The sequence below is a fragment of the Bradyrhizobium viridifuturi genome (assembly GCF_001238275.1).
Classification (GTDB): Bacteria; Pseudomonadota; Alphaproteobacteria; order Rhizobiales; family Xanthobacteraceae; genus Bradyrhizobium; species Bradyrhizobium viridifuturi.
The window spans coordinates 1-16,391 of sequence record NZ_LGTB01000017.1; the positions used below are offsets into that span (position 1 = coordinate 1).

Here is a 16,391-nt window from a genome sequence, read left to right on the forward strand (position 1 = left end):
TGTGTGCCGTGAGACCCTGTGCCCCCTCACCCGGATCGCATCTGCCGATGCGATCGACCTCTCCCCGCAAGCGGGGCGAGGTGAAGTGACTTCCTGCCACCTGCCGCCATTTCCGTCCCGCCCTCGACGAAACCGCCTGAACCACCTACCTCTTGGGCGTGTCGACGCTCGATCTCTTTTCCGTCCCGCCGTCGGAAACGGCCGATCTCTTGCCGCGCCGGTTTCGCGACTGGTTCGCCTCACGCGGCTGGTCGCCGCGCGAGCATCAGCTCGCGTTGCTGGAAAAAGCGCGCGAGGAGCGTTCCGCGCTGCTGATCGCGCCCACGGGTGCGGGCAAGACGCTGGCCGGGTTCTTGCCGACGCTGGTGGAGTTGGCGAACGAGCCGGGTGGGATCAAGTCGCAGCGGCAGACGAGCGAAGGAGCTGTCGAAGTCGATTCAAGGCCAAAAGTCGTCTCCACCGGCCGCTCGGTCCGCCGCAGCAGCGGCCTCCACACGCTCTACATCTCGCCGCTCAAGGCGCTCGCCGTCGACATCGCGCGCAATCTGGAGACGCCGGTCGCCGAGATGGGGCTGCCGATCCGGATCGAGACCCGCACCGGCGACACGCCGGTGTCGCGGCGGCAACGGCAGCGTCGCTATCCGCCGGACATCCTGCTGACGACGCCGGAACAACTGGCGCTGTTGCTGTCCTCCGACGACGCGCCGTTCCTGTTCTCCTCGCTGAAGCGCATCGTGCTCGACGAGCTGCATGCGCTGGTCACCTCGAAGCGCGGCGATCTGCTGTCGCTCGGGCTGGCGCGGCTCTGGACCATCGCGCCACAGGCGCGCGCATCGGCCTCTCGGCGACGGTGGCCGAGCCGGAGCAACTGGCGCGCTTCCTGGTGCCGCAGCCGGGCGGCGAGAACGCATCCGCCGACGTCGTCACCGCCGGCGGCGCCGCGCCGCCGGTGGTCGAGATGCTCGATACGCGCGAACGGCTGCCGTGGTCCGGCCACAGTGCCCGCCACGCGTTGCCCGAGGTCTATGAGTTGATCAAGCGCAACAAGACCACGCTGGTGTTCGTCAACACCCGCAGCCAGGCCGAGATGCTGTTCCAGGATCTGTGGCGGATGAACGACGACGGGCTCGCGATCGCGCTGCATCACGGCTCGCTCGACGTCGCGCAGCGCCGTAAGGTCGAGGACGCGATGGCCGCGGGCCGGCTGCGCGGCGTGGTCTGCACCTCCTCGCTCGACCTCGGCGTCGACTGGGGCGATGTCGACCTCGTCATCAATATCGGCGCGCCCAAGGGATCGTCGCGGCTGATGCAGCGGATCGGCCGCGCCAACCACCGCTTCGATGAGGCTTCGCGCGCCGTCCTGGTGCCGGCCAACCGGTTCGAAGTGCTGGAATGCCGTGTCGCGATCGATGCGATCGCCGAGAATGCGCAGGATACGCCGCCGCTGCGCTCGGGCGCGCTCGATGTGCTGGCCCAGCACGTGCTGGGTTGCGCCTGCGGCAAGCCGTTCCTGTCGGACGAGCTCTACGATGAGGTCAGGACCGCGGCGCCCTATGCAGCGCTGTCACGCACCGATTTCGACGACGTGGTCGATTTCGTCGCCACCGGCGGCTATGCGCTGAAGACCTATGAGCGCTTCGCGCGCATCAAGCAGGACAAGCAGGGCCGCTGGCGCGTCACCAATCCCAAGGTGCGGCAGAGCTACCGCCTCAATGTCGGCACCATCGTCGAGGAGACCATGCTGAAGGTGCGGCTGGTGCGCTCGCGCGCCGGCGGTCACGGATCAACCGGCGCGATCGCGCGCGGCGGCCGGATGCTCGGCGAGATCGAGGAGGTGTTCATCGAGGGCCTCGTGCCCGGCGATACGTTTGTCTTTGGCGGTGAGGTGGTGCGCTATGAGGCCTTGGTTGAAGACCAGATCTACGTCTCCCGCGCCAACGACAAGGATGCAAAAGTGCCGTCCTATATGGGTGGCAAGTTCCCGCTCTCGACCTATCTCGCTGAGCGCGTCCGCAAGCTGCTCGACAACAGCCGCGCCTGGAACGCGCTGCCGGACCAGGTGCACGACTGGCTGTCACTGCAGCGAAAGTTCTCCCGCGTGCCGGCGGTGCGCGAGCTCCTGGTCGAGACCTTTCCGCGCGGCGGCAGCCATTACCTAGTCTGCTATCCCTTCGAGGGACGGCTCGCGCACCAGACGCTCGGCATGCTGCTGACGCGCAGGCTGGAGCGCGCCCGCGCCCGTCCGCTCGGCTTCGTCGCAAACGAATACGCGCTCGCGGTCTGGGGCGTCGGCGATCTCTCCTTCATGATCCGGCACGGCAAGCTCGATCTCAACGCGCTGTTCGATCCCGACATGCTCGGCGACGACCTCGAAGCGTGGCTTGCGGAATCCGCGCTGATGAAGCGCACCTTCCGCAACTGCGCCATCATCTCCGGCCTGATCGCGCGCCGCTTCACCGACGAGGAGAAGTCGCGCCGCCAGGTGTTGTTCTCGACTGATCTGATCTATGATGTGCTGCGCAAGCACCAGGCCGACCACGTGCTGCTGCGCGCCGCGCGCAGCGATGCCGCCACCGGGCTGCTCGATCTCCGCCGTCTCAGCGACATGCTGTCGCGCATCCACGGCCGGATCACCCACAAGGATCTCGACCACGTTTCCCCGCTTGCCGTCCCCGCGCTGCTGGAAATCGGCCGCGAGTCAGTTTATGGCGAAGCATCCGACGAGCTTCTGGCCGAGGCGGCCGAGGAACTCGTGCGGGAGGCTATGACATAACGCTGGTACCTTGGGGAACAGGACGTGACGGCAAGCGCGCTAGCTTTGCGAGACGGTGACGACATGCGCGTTTCGAGGGTCACGGTGGCGGATGTCGGCTTCGTGGCGGATTTTTCCGGCGCACTCTTCTGGGAAGAGCAGCGCCTGCTCGTGGTGTCCGACCTGCACCTGGAAAAAGGCTCGAGCTTTGCCGCCCGCGGCGTGCTGCTGCCGCCTTACGACACGGTGGCGACGCTGAGCCGGCTTGCCGCCGTGATCGCGCGGCACGATCCGCGGCAGGTGGTCGCGCTCGGCGACAGCTTCCACGATCGCGACGCGCATGCGCGCCTGTCGGAACCGGATCGTGCGGCGCTCGCGGCGCTGCAAATGCGGCGCAACTGGATCTGGATCGCGGGCAACCACGATCCGGCGCTGCCGTCCAGTCTCGGCGGCGTGGTCGCGACCGAAGTTGCGATCGGCCCGATCGTGTTCCGCCACGAGCCGACCGGCGCGAGCGGTGAGATCGCCGGGCACCTGCATCCCAAGGCGCGGGTGCCGACCCGCGGCCGCTCGATCGAGCGGCGCTGTTTTGCCAGTGACGGCGAGCGCGCGGTGATGCCGGCGTTCGGCGCCTACACCGGCGGCCTCAGTGTCCGCGACGCCGCGTTCGTCCGGATATTCGGGTCGCGCGGCTTCATGGCCCACGTGCTCGGCGACAACCGCGTCCATGCGTTCGCTGCGTCGCGGTGTTATTGACGGTCGCGACCGGCCCGCTCGGGCCTGCCGTCATTCGTACATCGCACCACATACTCAGCGTGGTCCCGGGCAAGCGCAGCGCGACCCGGGACCCATAACCACAGGGTCTTGCTGTTGAAGAAGGCTGCGGGTCCAGCCTGCCCTCTCACCGCGCCCTGTGGTTATGGGTCCCCTGCTTTCGCAGGGACGACACCGCAATTGCGGCCCGACCTTCGCTACGCCGCCTTCGCCTGCACGCTCTCGCAATACTCGGCGAGCCGGTCCGCCAGCCGCAATGTCGCGGGCCTCGCCTCGGGGGCGGCGACGAGGGCGACTTCGGTCCGCTCGATCGGCGCAAAGCCGTCCTTCGCGGTCAGCACGCGATGCTCGGCCTGGATCGACATTTCCGAAAGAATGCTCAAGCCGAGGCCCGCCGCGACCGCAGCCTGGATGCCGGCGAGGCTGGAGGAGGTGTAGGCCATGTGCCAGTTGCGGCCGGCGCTCTCCAGCGCATGGATGGCGTGGGCGCGGTAGAGGCAGCCCGAGCCGAAGCCGATCAGCGGCACCGAGCCGACGGTGGTGTCGCGCGGATGGCTCTTGCTCGTCACCCAGTGCACGCGTTCCGGCCACACCGCGATGCCGCCCCTCTCGCTGGCGGCGCGCTTGATCAGCGCGAGATCGAGATCGCCGCGCTCGAGATCGCGGTACAGGTAAAGGCTCTGGCCGGAGCGCACATCGAGGCGCAGATTCGGATGGCTGCGCGAGAAGGTCGCGAGCAATCGCGTCAACCGATAGGCGGCAAAATCCTCGGTGATGCCGATCCGGATCGCGCCTTCGCTGCCCGGACGCGACACCACGTCGCGTGCCTCCTCGGCCAGCGCCAGCAGCCGCCGTGCATAGGTCAGCAGCTGATCGCCGGCTTCCGTCGGGGTGACGTCCTTGCCGCTGCGGATCAGCAGCGGCTGGCCGACATCCTCCTCCAGGCGCTTGATCTGCTGGCTGACCGTCGATTGCGTGCGGTGAACGCGCTCGCCGGCGCGGGTGAAGCCGCCGGCATCGACCACCGAGACGAAACTGCGCAACAGCTCCAGATCGAGCATCGCAGCCTCCATTTATAAATCCACTGGATGGCAGTCTATCATTTAATTTCCAAATGACAAGGCGCGGGCCTAGATCATGGGCGATGGAGAACCCGCCAGGAAAAATCGCCATGTCCGCCGCAACGTCAATCGCCGCCCCCCGCGCCCGCTTCAACACCCTGCCGCTGCTGATCGCGCTGTTCTGCCTGCTCTGGAGCTATGCTTTCGTCGCCGGCAAGATCGGCGTCACCGATTGTCCGCCGCTGATCTTGCTCGCCGCGCGATTCTCGCTCGCCGGCGTTCTGATCCTCGGCATCTCCTGGCTGCGACGGGACCAATGGGATCTCAGCTGGCGCGATGTCGCCGTGTTCGCCGTAATCGGCGTCGCCAACAACGCGCTCTATCTCGGCCTCGGCTATACCGGACTAAAGACGGTCTCCGCCGGGCTCGGCGCGCTGATCGTCTCGGCCAATCCGGTCTTCACCGCGATGCTGGCCGCGATGTTCCTCGGCGAAAGCATGACCTTGCGCAAGGTGATCGGTCTCGTGCTCGGCATCGTCGGCGTCGCCTTCATCGTCTGGCATCGCATCAAGGTCGGCACGGACAGCCCGCATGGCATCCTGTTCACGCTGGCTTCGCTGGCCTCGATCGTCGCCGGCACCGTCCTGTTCAAGCTGCTGGCGCCGAAGGGTAGCCTGTGGATCGGCAACGGCATCCAGAACATCGCCGGTGGCCTTGCGGTGATGCCGTTCGCTTTCACGCTCTCCAGCGTCAGCGACATCGTGCCGAGCATGCGACTCGCAGGCGCCTTCGCCTTCCTCGTGCTCGGCGGCTCGATCCTCGCTTATCTGCTCTGGTTTCATCTCCTGAAAGTGTGTGGCGCGACCGCTGCGAGCGCCTATCACTTCCTGATGCCGCCGCTCGGCATGCTGTTCGCCTATCTCGTGCTCGGCGAGCATGTCGAATTTCGCGACCTGCTCGGGATCGTTCCGGTCGCTCTCGGCATTTATCTGGTGACGCGCCCCGCCGCGGCATCGCCCAAGAGGAGTGGAACGTGAGCATCACCATCACCCTGATCGGGGGCCCGACCGCCCTGATCGAGATCGACGGGTTCCGCCTGCTCACCGATCCGACCTTCGATGCGCCCGGCGACTATCAACTGCCGCATGTGAAGCTGGAGAAGCTGACGGGCCCCGCGCTCGGCGTGCGCGACGTCGGCGAGATCGATGCGGTGCTGTTGAGCCACGACCAGCATTCCGACAATCTCGACCATTCCGGCCGGGATTTTCTCAAGGACGCGAGGCGCGTGCTGACGACGGAGGCCGGCGCCAAGCGGCTCGGTGGCAACACCGAGGGATTTGCGCCCTGGGCCTCGACGACACTGAAGAAAGGCGGGCGGACGCTTGCCATCACCGCGACGCCGGCGCGGCACGGGCCCGCGGGCATCGAGCCCTTGTCCGGCGACGTGATCGGCTTCGTGGTGGAGCGGCCGAAGCCGGGCCGTCCGGTCTATGTCAGCGGCGACACCACTTGGTTCGACGGCGTCGCCGAGGTCGCGCGGCGCTTCGACTGCGGCGTGGTGCTGCCGTTCGCCGGTGCAGCGCAGACCCGTGGCCCGTTCCATCTCACGATGGACACCAACGACGCGATCGAGACCGCGCGCGCCTTTGCCGACGCGGTAATCGTGCCGGTCCATACCGACGGCTGGGCGCATTTCCGGCAGAACGCGGGCGACCTGCGCGCGAGCTTCGATACGCTCGGCTTCGGCCGCCGTCTGCGCATCCTCGAGCCCGGGGTCGCCACCGTCATCGAGAGCTAGGTTTCATTGCAGGAACCCCGGCGTATCCGGCTCGTTGTCAGACGGCTGGAACCGGACATGACGCGCCAAGGGACGATCTCGCCACACGACAAGCATGACACGGCGCCGACGGCGAAGCCTCGGCGCCGGCCGTTCAGCGTCAGTCGCGTCCTGGAGACGCTCGGCCCCGGCCTGATCACCGGAGCCTCCGACGACGATCCATCGGGTATCGGCACCTACAGCCAGGCCGGCGCGCAACTCGGCTACGGCATCGGCTGGACCATGCTGCTGACCTTCCCGCTGATGACCGCGATCCAGGAGATCTCGGCGCGGGTCGGCCGCGTCACCGGGCACGGCATCGCAGGCAACGTATGCAAACACTATCCGGGCTGGCTGCTCGCGGCCGTGGTGATGCTGTTGTTCGTTGCCAACACCGTCAACATCGCCGCCGACCTGTCGGCGATGGCGGACGCGACCAAGCTCCTGATCGGCGGTCCTGCGATCCTCTATGTGGTGCTGTTCGGCGTGGCTTCGGTCGCCGCCCAGATCTTCATGAACTACCGGCGCTACGTGGCCGTCCTGAAATGGCTGACGCTCAGCCTGTTCGCCTATGTCGCGGCGCTTGCCTTCGCCAAGGTGTCATGGACGCAGGCGCTGGCCGGCGTGCTCGTTCCGCGCCTGACGTGGAGCGCGGATTATTTCACGACCATCGTCGCGATCCTCGGCACCACGATCTCGCCCTATCTGTTCTTCTGGCAGGCCTCGCAGGAGGCCGATGAACAGCGGGTCGATGCCAGCAAGCATCCGCTGATCGAACGGCACTACGGCGCGCAGCGCGAATTCTCGCGCATCCGGGCCGACACCATCACCGGCATGGCGTTTTCCAATTTGATCGCGCTGTCGATCATCGTCACCGCCGCAGCCGCGCTGCATGCCGCCGGCAAGACCGACATCCAGACCTCGGCGCAGGCCGCCGAGGCGTTGCGCCCGATCGCCGGGCCGTTCGCTGAGGTGATCTTCGCGCTCGGCATCGTCGGCACCGGCCTGTTGGCGATCCCGGTGCTTGCGGGCGCGACGGCCTACGCGGTCGGCGAGGGCCGGCGATGGCCGGTCGGACTGACGCGCAAGCCGAGGGAGGCGATCGCGTTCTATTCGGTGCTGGCGCTGTCGGGCGGCATCGGCATCGCGCTCAACTTCACCCCGATCGATCCGATCTCGGCGCTGTACTGGAGCGCGGTCGTCAACGGCGTGCTTGCCGTGCCCGTGATGGTGCTGCTGATGCTGATGGCCCGCCACACCGAGGTGATGGGCCGCTTCGCGATCGGCGGGTGGCTGTATGGGCTCGGCTGGCTCTCCACGGCTGCGATGGCGCTCAGCGTGATCGCGATGGGGATCGGGTTTCTCCTCTAGTCCCCGCGGAACAGCGAGCTATCGATCTTGGTCGTCGATTTGACCTTCCGCAGGATGATAGTCGTGCGGTAGCTCGCAATGTCGCTGTCCGGATGCATCAGGCGGTCGAGGATGAACGATTGATAGCGGGCGAGGTCGGAGGACACGACCCGCAGCGAGTAATCCCAGTCGCCGGCAATCATGCAGCATTCGACGACCTCCGGAAGGTCGATCACCTTCTTCTCGAAGCGCGCGAAGGATTCCCGGTTCTGTTGCTTGAGGCGAACTTCGACGATGACGTCGAACCCGAGCCCGACCCGCGCCGGGTCCACCAGCGCCACATAGGAATTGATGACGCCGGCCTCTTCGAGGGTCCGGACCCGCCTCATGCATGGGGCAGACGAGAGGCCGATCCGTTCGGCCAGTTCGAGATTTGTGATGCGCCCCTCGACCTGCAGCACGTCGAGGATCTTCCGGTCAATCTCGTCGATCACGATCGTAGTTCCCATTTCTTTCGCATTTGGCGCGTTTTGCGCAATTGATTGCAGAGACTGGGATGAAATGCATCTCAAATCGCAAGCTCATTGCGGCAGCGCGCGCATAAGATGCGCTGCAATAGCCTTGATCACGGCGACTGAGCGGCAAAGGGCATGGGTATGGCTGGAAATGACGACAAATCATTCTGGGATCGCGCGCGCCGTCACCTGATCCGGTACGGCGGGACGTTCACGCCCGTCATCATCGAGCGCGCCTCCGGATCCTTCGTCCATGACGCCGGCGGCCGCGCGATCCTGGATTTCACCTCCGGGCAGATGAGCGCCGTGCTTGGTCACGGTCACCCCGAGATCGTCCAGACCATCAGCGCGCACGCCGAGCGGCTCGACCATCTGTTCAGCGGCATGCTGAGCCGTCCGGTCGTGTCGCTGGCCGAGAAACTCGCGGACCTGCTGCCGCCGGGGCTCGATCGCGTCATGCTGCTGAGCACGGGGGCTGAGTCGAACGAGGCGGCGATCAAGATGGCGAAGCTCTTCACCGGTGGCTTCGAAACCGTCGCGTTCGCGCAGTCCTGGCATGGCATGACGTCAGGCGCGGCGGGGGCGACCTATTCAGCCGGCCGCAAGGGCTATGGTCCCGCGCCGGTCGGCGCGCTCGCGATCCCGACGCCGAACCCCTATCGGCCGCGTTTCGGCAATGCGGCCGACTGGCGGGCCGAACTGGCTTACGCCTTCGATCTCGTCGATCGCCAGTCGACCGGCTCGCTCGCCTGCATGATCGCCGAGCCGATCCTCAGCTCCGGCGGGCTGATCGACCTGCCGGAGGGCTATCTCGCCGCGCTGAAGGAGCTGTGCCGCGCGCGCGGCATGCTGTTGATCGTCGACGAGGCGCAGACCGGCCTTGGGCGTACCGGCGCCATGTTCGCCTTCGAGCGCGACGGCGTCGTGCCCGATATCCTGACCCTGTCGAAGACGCTCGGCGCCGGCCTGCCTCTGGCCGCGGTCATCACGTCGGCCGAGATCGAGGAGCGCTGTCACGAGCGCGGCTTCCTGTTCTACACGACACATGTGTCGGATCCGATGCCGGCCGCGGTCGGGCTGAAGGTCATCGAGATCATCCTGCGCGACCGACTGGTCGAGCGTGCCGCCATCGCGGGCGCGCGGCTGCGGGACGGGCTGCTCGCGCTTCAGAACCGGTTCGAATGCATCGGTGACGTGCGCGGCAGGGGACTGATGCAGGGCATCGAGATCGTGCGCGACCGCTTCAAGAAGGAGCCTGACGAAGCGCTCGGAACGCTTGTGTCGCAGCGCTGTCTGGAGCTCGGACTGAGCACCAACATCGTGCAGTTGCCAGGCATGGGCAGTGTGTTCCGCATCGCGCCGCCGCTCACGATCAGCGATGACGAGATCGATCTCGGCGTCTCGATCCTAGGCGACGCGTTCGAAAGCGCGTTGCACGGAAAGGATGGCTAATCCTTTCGGAACACGATTGAGGCCATCCAGCCCGTCATCAGCGCCATGAACGCGGTGACGAGGCCATAGACCAGGCCGTTATGCCGCGCGGTGGTGGCGACGAACTGCTCGAAGCCGACCTTGACGATCTCGAAGGCGGTCTCGGTCTTGGTCACCAGCGCGCCGTCACTGAACAGCTTGATCTCGACATTGTAGGTGCGATCGGCACCTCCGCCGGCAGCGGAATGCCGGTGCGGAACAGGGTCGGGGTCAGGAACGTCACCGCCGAGGTCGCCTCGCGGTACAGGCCGTGCTCGGAGCGCAGCCGGACGAAGGCGCTGCGGAACGGATCGTTCGGCACCACGTCGGCAAAGTCAGGGCCGACCCGCTGCATCAGCAGCACGTTGTTGAGCCCGAGCTGCTGCCGCCGCTGCACCTCCGGTGCGGCGATCTGGTCGAACGGCCGATTGGAGAACAGCGCGAGATAGCCCGGCACCTGGATGAACTGGCGCGAATCGGTGTTGATCCAGATCCCGAATTTGCGCTCCTTGCGCCGCGTCACCATGTCGGCGCGCGGGCCGGCCACCGTGACGACGAGATCGTAATTGCTGCGATTGGGCGGCGTCTTGTCGTCCTTCTCGACCGAGCCGAACAGCACCAGCTCGCCGCCGGAATAATTCGGCGTCACCGTGACGCGGTGGTTGGAGACCGACACGATCAGCCGCTCGGCACAGGCGGGCGAGGCCGCCAGGCTGGCGGCGGCGAGGCCGGCGATGACAAGCAGCGCGCGCAGCCTCATGGCGGGGCTCCGCCGGTTTCGCGAATGCTGTAGAGGTCCTGCGGCCGGATCACGAGCTCAACCGCGAAGCGGATGCCGACCGCGAGCACCAGCAGGCCGAGCAAGAGGCGCAGATGCTCGCCGCGGATCTTCTGGCCGGCGCGGGCGCCGAACTGCGCGCCGGTGACGCCGCCGATCATCAGGATCAGCGCCAGCACGGCGTCGACCAGATGGTTGGTCACCGCGTGCAGCATGGTGGCGAACACCATGGTGACGAGGGTGAGCACCATCGAGGTGCCGATCACGGTCGAGGTCGGCACCCGCAGCACGTAGATCATCAGCGGCACCAGGATGAAGCCGCCGCCGATACCCATGACAGCGCCGATGAAGCCGATCACGAGCCCGGTCACGACGACCGGGATGACCGAGAGGTAGATCTTGGAGCGCTTGAAGCGCAGCTTCAGCGGCAGGCCGTGGATCCAGCCGTGGCTGCCGGGCTTGCGCAGCGTGACCGTTCCGCCGCGGCGGGCACGCAGCATCGCGCGCAGGCCCTCCCAGAACATCAGCCCGCCGACCGTTGTCAGCAGGATGACGTAGGACAGCGCGATCATCAGATCGAGCTGGCCGAGCGAGCGCAGGAAGGTGAAGGTCCACACCCCGAGCGCGGTGCCGAGCGTGCCGCCGACCAGCAGCACCGCCGCCAGCAGCGGGTCGATTGCGCGCCTGCGCCAGTAGGAGATCGCGCCGGAGAACGAGGAAGCCGCGATGTGGCTGGCGACCGAGGCGACTGCGACCGCTGGCGCGATGCCGACGAAGATCAAGAGCGGCGTCATCAGGAAGCCGCCGCCGATCCCGAACATGCCGGAGACGAATCCAACCGCTGCGCCCATCGCCAGGATGAGGAAGACATTGACCGGAATGTCGGCGATCGGGAGGTAGAGCTGCACGCGCGTCGCTTCTTGTCGGTTCGCCGCATGCTGGGGCGCAAGGCCGCATCACGGCGTGATGTCGTTCGGGTCGGGCATTCTCCGGCTGAACGAATCCGGTCGGCGCGCAAGGAGCAGGCGAACGCGGGTCGATTGCCGCATTCTTGCATAACCGAATTTGGCGGGGGGAGGGACTAAAGTTTCCGCTCCGGGTGGCATTTTTCGCCGCACGTAGCCGCTCGGCTGCGGACGTGGTTGATAATTCAGATTAACGACAGCGAAGCCGGCTTGTTTGAGCATGATCTCCGCGCAAACGCGTTCCGCGTTGGTCGCGAGGGAAAGCCGCTCCGCACTTTGCGCTAACGCGGCCCTTCGGGTCCGGATCATGCCTCAGGGCTGGTCGACGGGCCTGGTGATCAGGTTGAGCGCGAGCGCTTCCTTCGCACTCAACCAGCGGATATCCGAGGTCTGCGACATCGCCTCCACGATCCCAGAAGAGACGCCCATCTTGGTCATGTAGCCGAGCACCATGCCCTGGATGCGTTGCGCCTCGGCGAGCGGATCGCTGACCGGTGCGCTGGTCGTGAAGCGGTGCACGCCGAGCCGCGAGCCCGCGACGCCATAGCGGGTCGCACCGCCGGCATAGACCAGGACGCAGGCGCTGGCGCAGGCTGCGGGGCGGAGCTTGCCCGAAGCATCGGCCGTCGCGACGGCGGTGACCAGCCCGTGCGTGCGGATGACCTCGCCCATGATGGCGGCCTGATTCAGCGCGCCACCCGGTGACGACAGCAGCACGGCATCACCTGGCGCGAGACGGGCCTCGCTCAGCCGGTCGCGGAACCAGCTCGCGCTGGCCGAGCCGATCTTGCCGCTGATCGCGAGCGCGCGCCGGCCGCGGCCCGACCCGTCGATGTCGATGTCTGATATCACCGCCGAGGTCATGCTCGCGGCGATGTAGGTCTCGCGCCAGAAGTCCCAGGCGCCCGGCCGCGACAGGTCGCGGTAAGCCTGAATGGCGACGCTCGACAGCAGCAGCACGAAGATGATGATGGAGGGGAGCGAGAAGCGGAAGGTACCGCGCGGCGGGGCCACGTTTCCTTGCCGCGGCGGAGGCGGCGGTGGAGCGCTCGGGCGCGCGGCAAACGGCGACGGCGTCTGGCGCGGCGGCGCGACGCGGGGACCGGTCGGCGACGAACGGTGGCCGGTGCCATCATCCTGACGATCGTCGACAGACAAACCTGATCCTCCGGAACGCACACGCCGCTGGGGCGGGACTGCGCGCCTGTCTACACGGCGGAAGGCGGGAGGGATAGGACAGCGGTGCCGTCGAGGCGCCGCTGCCATTCTCGTTTTAGTGAGCAGGAGCCGCCAGCGCCGCGGTCCGCTTCGACGGTGGCTTGACGGACTTCGCCGCCGCGGGCTGCGCGGGGGCGCCGTCCCAGCCGCCGGCCGGGGCCGGCACATTGACCGCATCGCTCGGCTGCGGTTCGGGGGTAAAGGTCTGGATCGCAAGCTTCGCGGCGGCGAGCGACTGCGGGTCGAGCCGCTTGGCGATATCATCGCGCTTGTGGCCGGCGTCGGCGTCGCCCTGTGCGGCGGCGAGGCTGAACCATTTGAAGGACTCGGCGAGGTTCTGTTCGACCCCGATGCCGCGGGCATAGAGGATGCCGAGGTTGACCTGGCTGTCGGCAACGCCGCGATCGGCCGCCTTGCGGAACCATTGCGCGGCGCTCTTGTAGTCGGCGCCCTTGCCGCCGCCATCGGCGTCGAGCACGGCGAGGTTATGCATCGCCTTGGCGTTGCCGCGCTCGGCGGCCTGCACGTAATAGCGCCGGGCCACGTCGAAGTCGCGTTTCACGCTGAGACCCTTCTCGTAGAAGGTGCCGAGCCGGAACATCGCCGGCACCACGCCGGCCTGCGCCGCGCGGCTGTACCATTTGGCGGCTTCGTCGACATTGGCGGGCACGCCCTTGCCTTCGGCATAGCGGATGCCGACCTCGTAGGCCGCGGCCGCATCGCCCTTGATCGCGGCGGTGCGCAGCGCCGGACCGCCGATCGCCTCGGGCAGCTTCTCGCCCGCCGGAATCTGGATCGTGGCGAGCTTGCCGCCGAGCGGCGGAGCGGTCGGAATCGTGCCGGTGATATCGCTGGCGGCGGCAACCGGTGGCGCCGCGGCGGGCTCCGGCGCGGCGGCCGGTGCAGGGGCCACCTGAGGAATCGTCACCTGCGCGCTGTCGAGCGTGTTCGGCGCCGCGGTGTTGTTGGACTGACGGCCGAGCGGGGTCGGCGAGGTCATCGACGGCCCGGGCACGCCGGATGGCGCAGCCGGTGCCGGGGTCACAGGATTTTCGACGGGCGGCTGCATGGCGGGTGCGGCCGGCTCGCGCTGCTCGATCGCAGGCGCCTGCGGCGCGGAGCTGGTGTCGAGCAGGTTCATCGCCATCTTGGCGGTGGAGAGCAGGATCACGACCACGCTCGCGCCGACCAGCAGCGAGCGGATCTTGGAGGTGATGGTCGACGGCTGGGCTTCGGTTGCGGCAGCCGCCGGCGCGCCGGCCTTGACGCCGGCCTTGGCGGCGGCAGCCTTCGCGGCCTTGTCGGCCTTCTCCTTGGCCTTGGCGGCGGCCTTGCTCGCTGCGCGCGCCGCCTTGTCGTTGACCGGTTGCGCGGCGGCGGCCTGCGCGGCGCGGCGCGCGGCGGCGATGAAGCTCGATGTCGAGACCGGCTCCTTCTTGCCCGCGGGCAGATCGGAGATCGCGCGCTCGGAATCCGCAATCCGCTCCGACGGCGACGACGCCCGGCCCGACGGGCGCGTGCCCGGCTCGAGCGGATGATCCGGCGGCAGTTCCGGTGCGAGCGCAGCGCGTGCGGACGCCGCATGCGGCTCGAGGATCTCGCTGATCGCGCGCGGCGGCAGCGGCGGCGGTGCGCTCTCGACCGGCTGCGCGGCATGGAATTCGCGCGGCGCGGACATGAAGTGCTCCTGCGCCTGCGCAGGATTGGGCAATTCGGGCCGGTATGAATCAGGCTTGTACGATTCAGCCCTGTACGATTCAGGTTGGGGCTGCGCGACCGGTTGCGGCATCGCCGCGCGCGGCATCTCCATCCGCGGTGCGTCCATCCGCAGTTCGGCCGGCGCAGGGGCAGGCGGAGCCGGCGGCGGCGCGGTGCGCACCGTGCGCAGATCGTTCTCGATCATCGCCAGCCGGTCGACGACATGGCCGAGCGTGTTGTGTACGGTTTCCAGCGAATCCTGGGTGCGGCGATCGGTCTCCGACTGGCTGAAGCGGATGTCGGACAGCTCGCGCTTCACCAGATCGACGATACCGCTGTCCATCATCGGTTGCGGCGCCGAGCTGCTGACGCTGTTGCGGGTGGCGTCGGCGAGCGAGGCGATATGGGCGTGCTGCGCCTCGAGGTGCCGCATGATGTCATGCAGCCCTTCCTCGACCCGGCCGAGATTGCCGGAGCGCTGGTCGGCGGACTCCAGGCGCTCGAGCAGATAGGAGACGCGCTGTTCGAGGTGGGTGAATGCCGACGAGCTGTCGTTGCCGACCTGCAGGCGGTCGATCCGCTCCGACAGCGAGCGCAGGGCGCCCTCGATCGCATCGGTGTTGTCATAGGCGGCCGGCCGCTCGCGGCCTTCCAGCGACGAGGCCAGTGCCGCAATGCGCTGCTCGATCCCGGCGAAGGCGTCGCCGTAGGAATCCCCGCGCGACATCTGCGACAGCTGGTCGACCTTCGCCGCCAGCGCATGCACGTCCCCGGAGAGCTGCAGCAGCGCGTCGTTGGAGGCGACATTGGAGACGATGGCGCGCAGCGCCGCGATCGCGCTCTCGAGCTGATGCACCGTCGACGGATCGTCGTTGGCGCGCAGGATCATGTCGAGCTTGGCGCCGAGATTGCGGATCGCCTCGTCGTAGCCGGTGAGCTGCTCGGCGGGCGTGAGCGTGCGCAGCGCCTCGCGGATCTCCGACAGCGCGCGTTCGATGCCGGCAATCGCCTGGTCCTGGCCGTTGTTGCTGTCGTGACGGATCTCGTCGATCCGGTGATGCAGCGAGCGGATCTCGTTCTCGATCGACTCGATCGCCCGGCGCGGCATCGCCTCGGTGATCGCCTGGCGGATTTCCGCGAGCTCGCCGCGGAACGACGCGATCGACTGCTCGATATGGTCGGGCCGCTGCAGCGCCTCGATCTGGCTCGTGATCTTGAGCAGATGACGCTCGAGCGAGGAGAAGTCCGGGCCGGCGGGCGCTGCCGGCGGCGGCGCGTAGGCGGCCATCGGCGGTGCCGGCTGCTGCGTCGGCGGCGCGCTGCGCTGTGGCATCTGCCGGGGCGCGGGGCCGTCGAGCTCGTTCTGGCGCGCAGCGATTTCCGCGATCGCGGAATCGAACGCGCCGGGCTCAGCGGCGGCGAGGGGCGGTAGACCTGGGCTGCGGCGCGCTCGACCGCTTCCGCCTGGCGCAGCCTCTCCTCCAGTTGCCGGTCGTTGATCTGTGGCTCCCGCTGCATCTGGGCTTCACGCATCGGCTGCGGCTGCGGTTCGCGCGTCGGCTGCGGCCGCGAGATCTGCGACAGCCGCGCATCGAGACGCGAGATCGCATCGTTCAGCTGCCGTGCCACCGCGGGCTGGCCGCGCGGCACTTCGGCGCGCACGGCTTCGGCGCGCGTCATCGGTTTTGCAATCTGCTCGATCTGGCGGGTGATCGCGTCGAGCCGCTGATGGATGTCGGCGACTTCGCGGCTTTCCCGGCTCGGCATCGGCTGCCGCTGCTCCGTGCGCCAATCCGGCGGGCTCGGCTCACCGACGGTGGAATTGAGCCAGTCGTTCAGCGACATCCCGGCGCGACGCGCAGCCGCTTCGGCCCTGTCGCGGACGGAGGGATCGATGCCGTCAACACTCCACGATACGCGCGAATTCATGATTCCGTCCGGTCCCGACTCCGGCGCCATACTCTGCGCCCGCAGCCTCCCCGCGCATTCCCGTT

11 protein-coding genes and 2 pseudogenes are annotated in these 16,391 nt (G+C 67.6%); 7 read left to right on the forward strand and 6 right to left on the reverse strand.

What is annotated here, in order from left to right; all coding sequences use genetic code 11:
• Nucleotides 1–158: 158 nt before the first annotated feature.
• The 3 genes from ALC15_RS47915 (at nt 159) to pdeM (ending at nt 3,508) form a co-directional block, all read left to right on the forward strand.
• A complete protein-coding gene (locus tag ALC15_RS47915; protein WP_430649173.1) occupies nt 159–1,034 on the forward strand; it encodes a DEAD/DEAH box helicase in 876 nt (291 codons plus the stop codon).
• On the forward strand, nt 959–2,773 hold the full coding sequence (locus ALC15_RS16830) for a helicase-related protein (RefSeq protein ID WP_430649175.1): 1,815 nt from the start codon (nt 959–961) through the stop codon (nt 2,771–2,773). The genes ALC15_RS47915 and ALC15_RS16830 overlap by 76 nt, the downstream gene beginning before the upstream one ends.
• A gap of 63 nt (nt 2,774–2,836) precedes the next feature.
• Nucleotides 2,837–3,508, forward strand: a complete 672-nt coding sequence (gene pdeM, locus ALC15_RS16835; RefSeq protein ID WP_050628212.1) for a ligase-associated DNA damage response endonuclease PdeM — start codon at nt 2,837–2,839, stop codon at nt 3,506–3,508.
• 215 nt (nt 3,509–3,723) lie between these two features.
• Here the strand turns inward: pdeM and ALC15_RS16840 are convergent, their stop codons facing one another.
• Nucleotides 3,724–4,587, reverse strand: a complete 864-nt coding sequence (locus tag ALC15_RS16840) for a LysR family transcriptional regulator (protein ID WP_050628318.1) — start codon at nt 4,585–4,587, stop codon at nt 3,724–3,726.
• A 110-nt stretch (nt 4,588–4,697) separates the two neighbouring features.
• Here ALC15_RS16840 and ALC15_RS16845 point away from each other — a divergent pair, with 110 nt between their 5' ends.
• From ALC15_RS16845 to ALC15_RS16855, 3 genes are read left to right on the forward strand one after another with little or no spacing between them, the layout of a single operon-like run.
• Nucleotides 4,698–5,624: a DMT family transporter gene (locus ALC15_RS16845; RefSeq protein ID WP_050628213.1), complete on the forward strand. Its 927-nt coding sequence runs from the start codon at nt 4,698–4,700 to the stop codon at nt 5,622–5,624.
• Nucleotides 5,621–6,385: an MBL fold metallo-hydrolase gene (locus ALC15_RS16850; RefSeq protein WP_050628214.1), complete on the forward strand. Its 765-nt coding sequence runs from the start codon at nt 5,621–5,623 to the stop codon at nt 6,383–6,385. The genes ALC15_RS16845 and ALC15_RS16850 overlap by 4 nt, the downstream gene beginning before the upstream one ends.
• Before the next feature lie 57 nt (nt 6,386–6,442).
• Nucleotides 6,443–7,774 carry an NRAMP family divalent metal transporter gene (locus tag ALC15_RS16855; protein WP_050628215.1) on the forward strand — a complete coding sequence of 444 codons (1,332 nt, stop codon included), beginning with the start codon at nt 6,443–6,445 and terminating at the stop codon, nt 7,772–7,774.
• Here the strand turns inward: ALC15_RS16855 and ALC15_RS16860 are convergent.
• Nucleotides 7,771–8,247, reverse strand: a complete 477-nt coding sequence (locus ALC15_RS16860; protein WP_244486116.1) for an Lrp/AsnC family transcriptional regulator — start codon at nt 8,245–8,247, stop codon at nt 7,771–7,773. The genes ALC15_RS16855 and ALC15_RS16860 overlap by 4 nt on opposite strands.
• A gap of 162 nt (nt 8,248–8,409) precedes the next feature.
• Between ALC15_RS16860 and ALC15_RS16865 the strand changes: the two genes are divergently transcribed.
• Nucleotides 8,410–9,720: an aspartate aminotransferase family protein gene (locus ALC15_RS16865; RefSeq protein WP_050628217.1), complete on the forward strand. Its 1,311-nt coding sequence runs from the start codon at nt 8,410–8,412 to the stop codon at nt 9,718–9,720.
• On the opposite strand, the pseudogene ALC15_RS16870 reads toward ALC15_RS16865, so the two are convergent.
• The 4 genes and pseudogenes from ALC15_RS16870 to ALC15_RS16885 form a co-directional block, all read right to left on the reverse strand.
• Nucleotides 9,717–10,498: pseudogene (locus ALC15_RS16870) on the reverse strand (TIGR02186 family protein). The gene ALC15_RS16865 and the pseudogene ALC15_RS16870 sit on opposite strands and share 4 nt — an antisense overlap.
• On the reverse strand, nt 10,495–11,424 hold the full coding sequence (locus ALC15_RS16875) for a sulfite exporter TauE/SafE family protein (RefSeq protein WP_050628218.1): 930 nt from the start codon (nt 11,422–11,424) through the stop codon (nt 10,495–10,497). Before ALC15_RS16875 ends, ALC15_RS16870 begins: the two are co-directional and overlap by 4 nt.
• 369 nt (nt 11,425–11,793) lie before the next feature.
• On the reverse strand, nt 11,794–12,639 hold the full coding sequence (locus tag ALC15_RS16880) for a COG3904 family protein (protein ID WP_050628219.1): 846 nt from the start codon (nt 12,637–12,639) through the stop codon (nt 11,794–11,796).
• A 115-nt stretch (nt 12,640–12,754) separates the two neighbouring features.
• A pseudogene (locus tag ALC15_RS16885) lies at nt 12,755–16,326 on the reverse strand (hypothetical protein).
• Between the last annotated feature and the right edge of the window lie 65 nt (nt 16,327–16,391).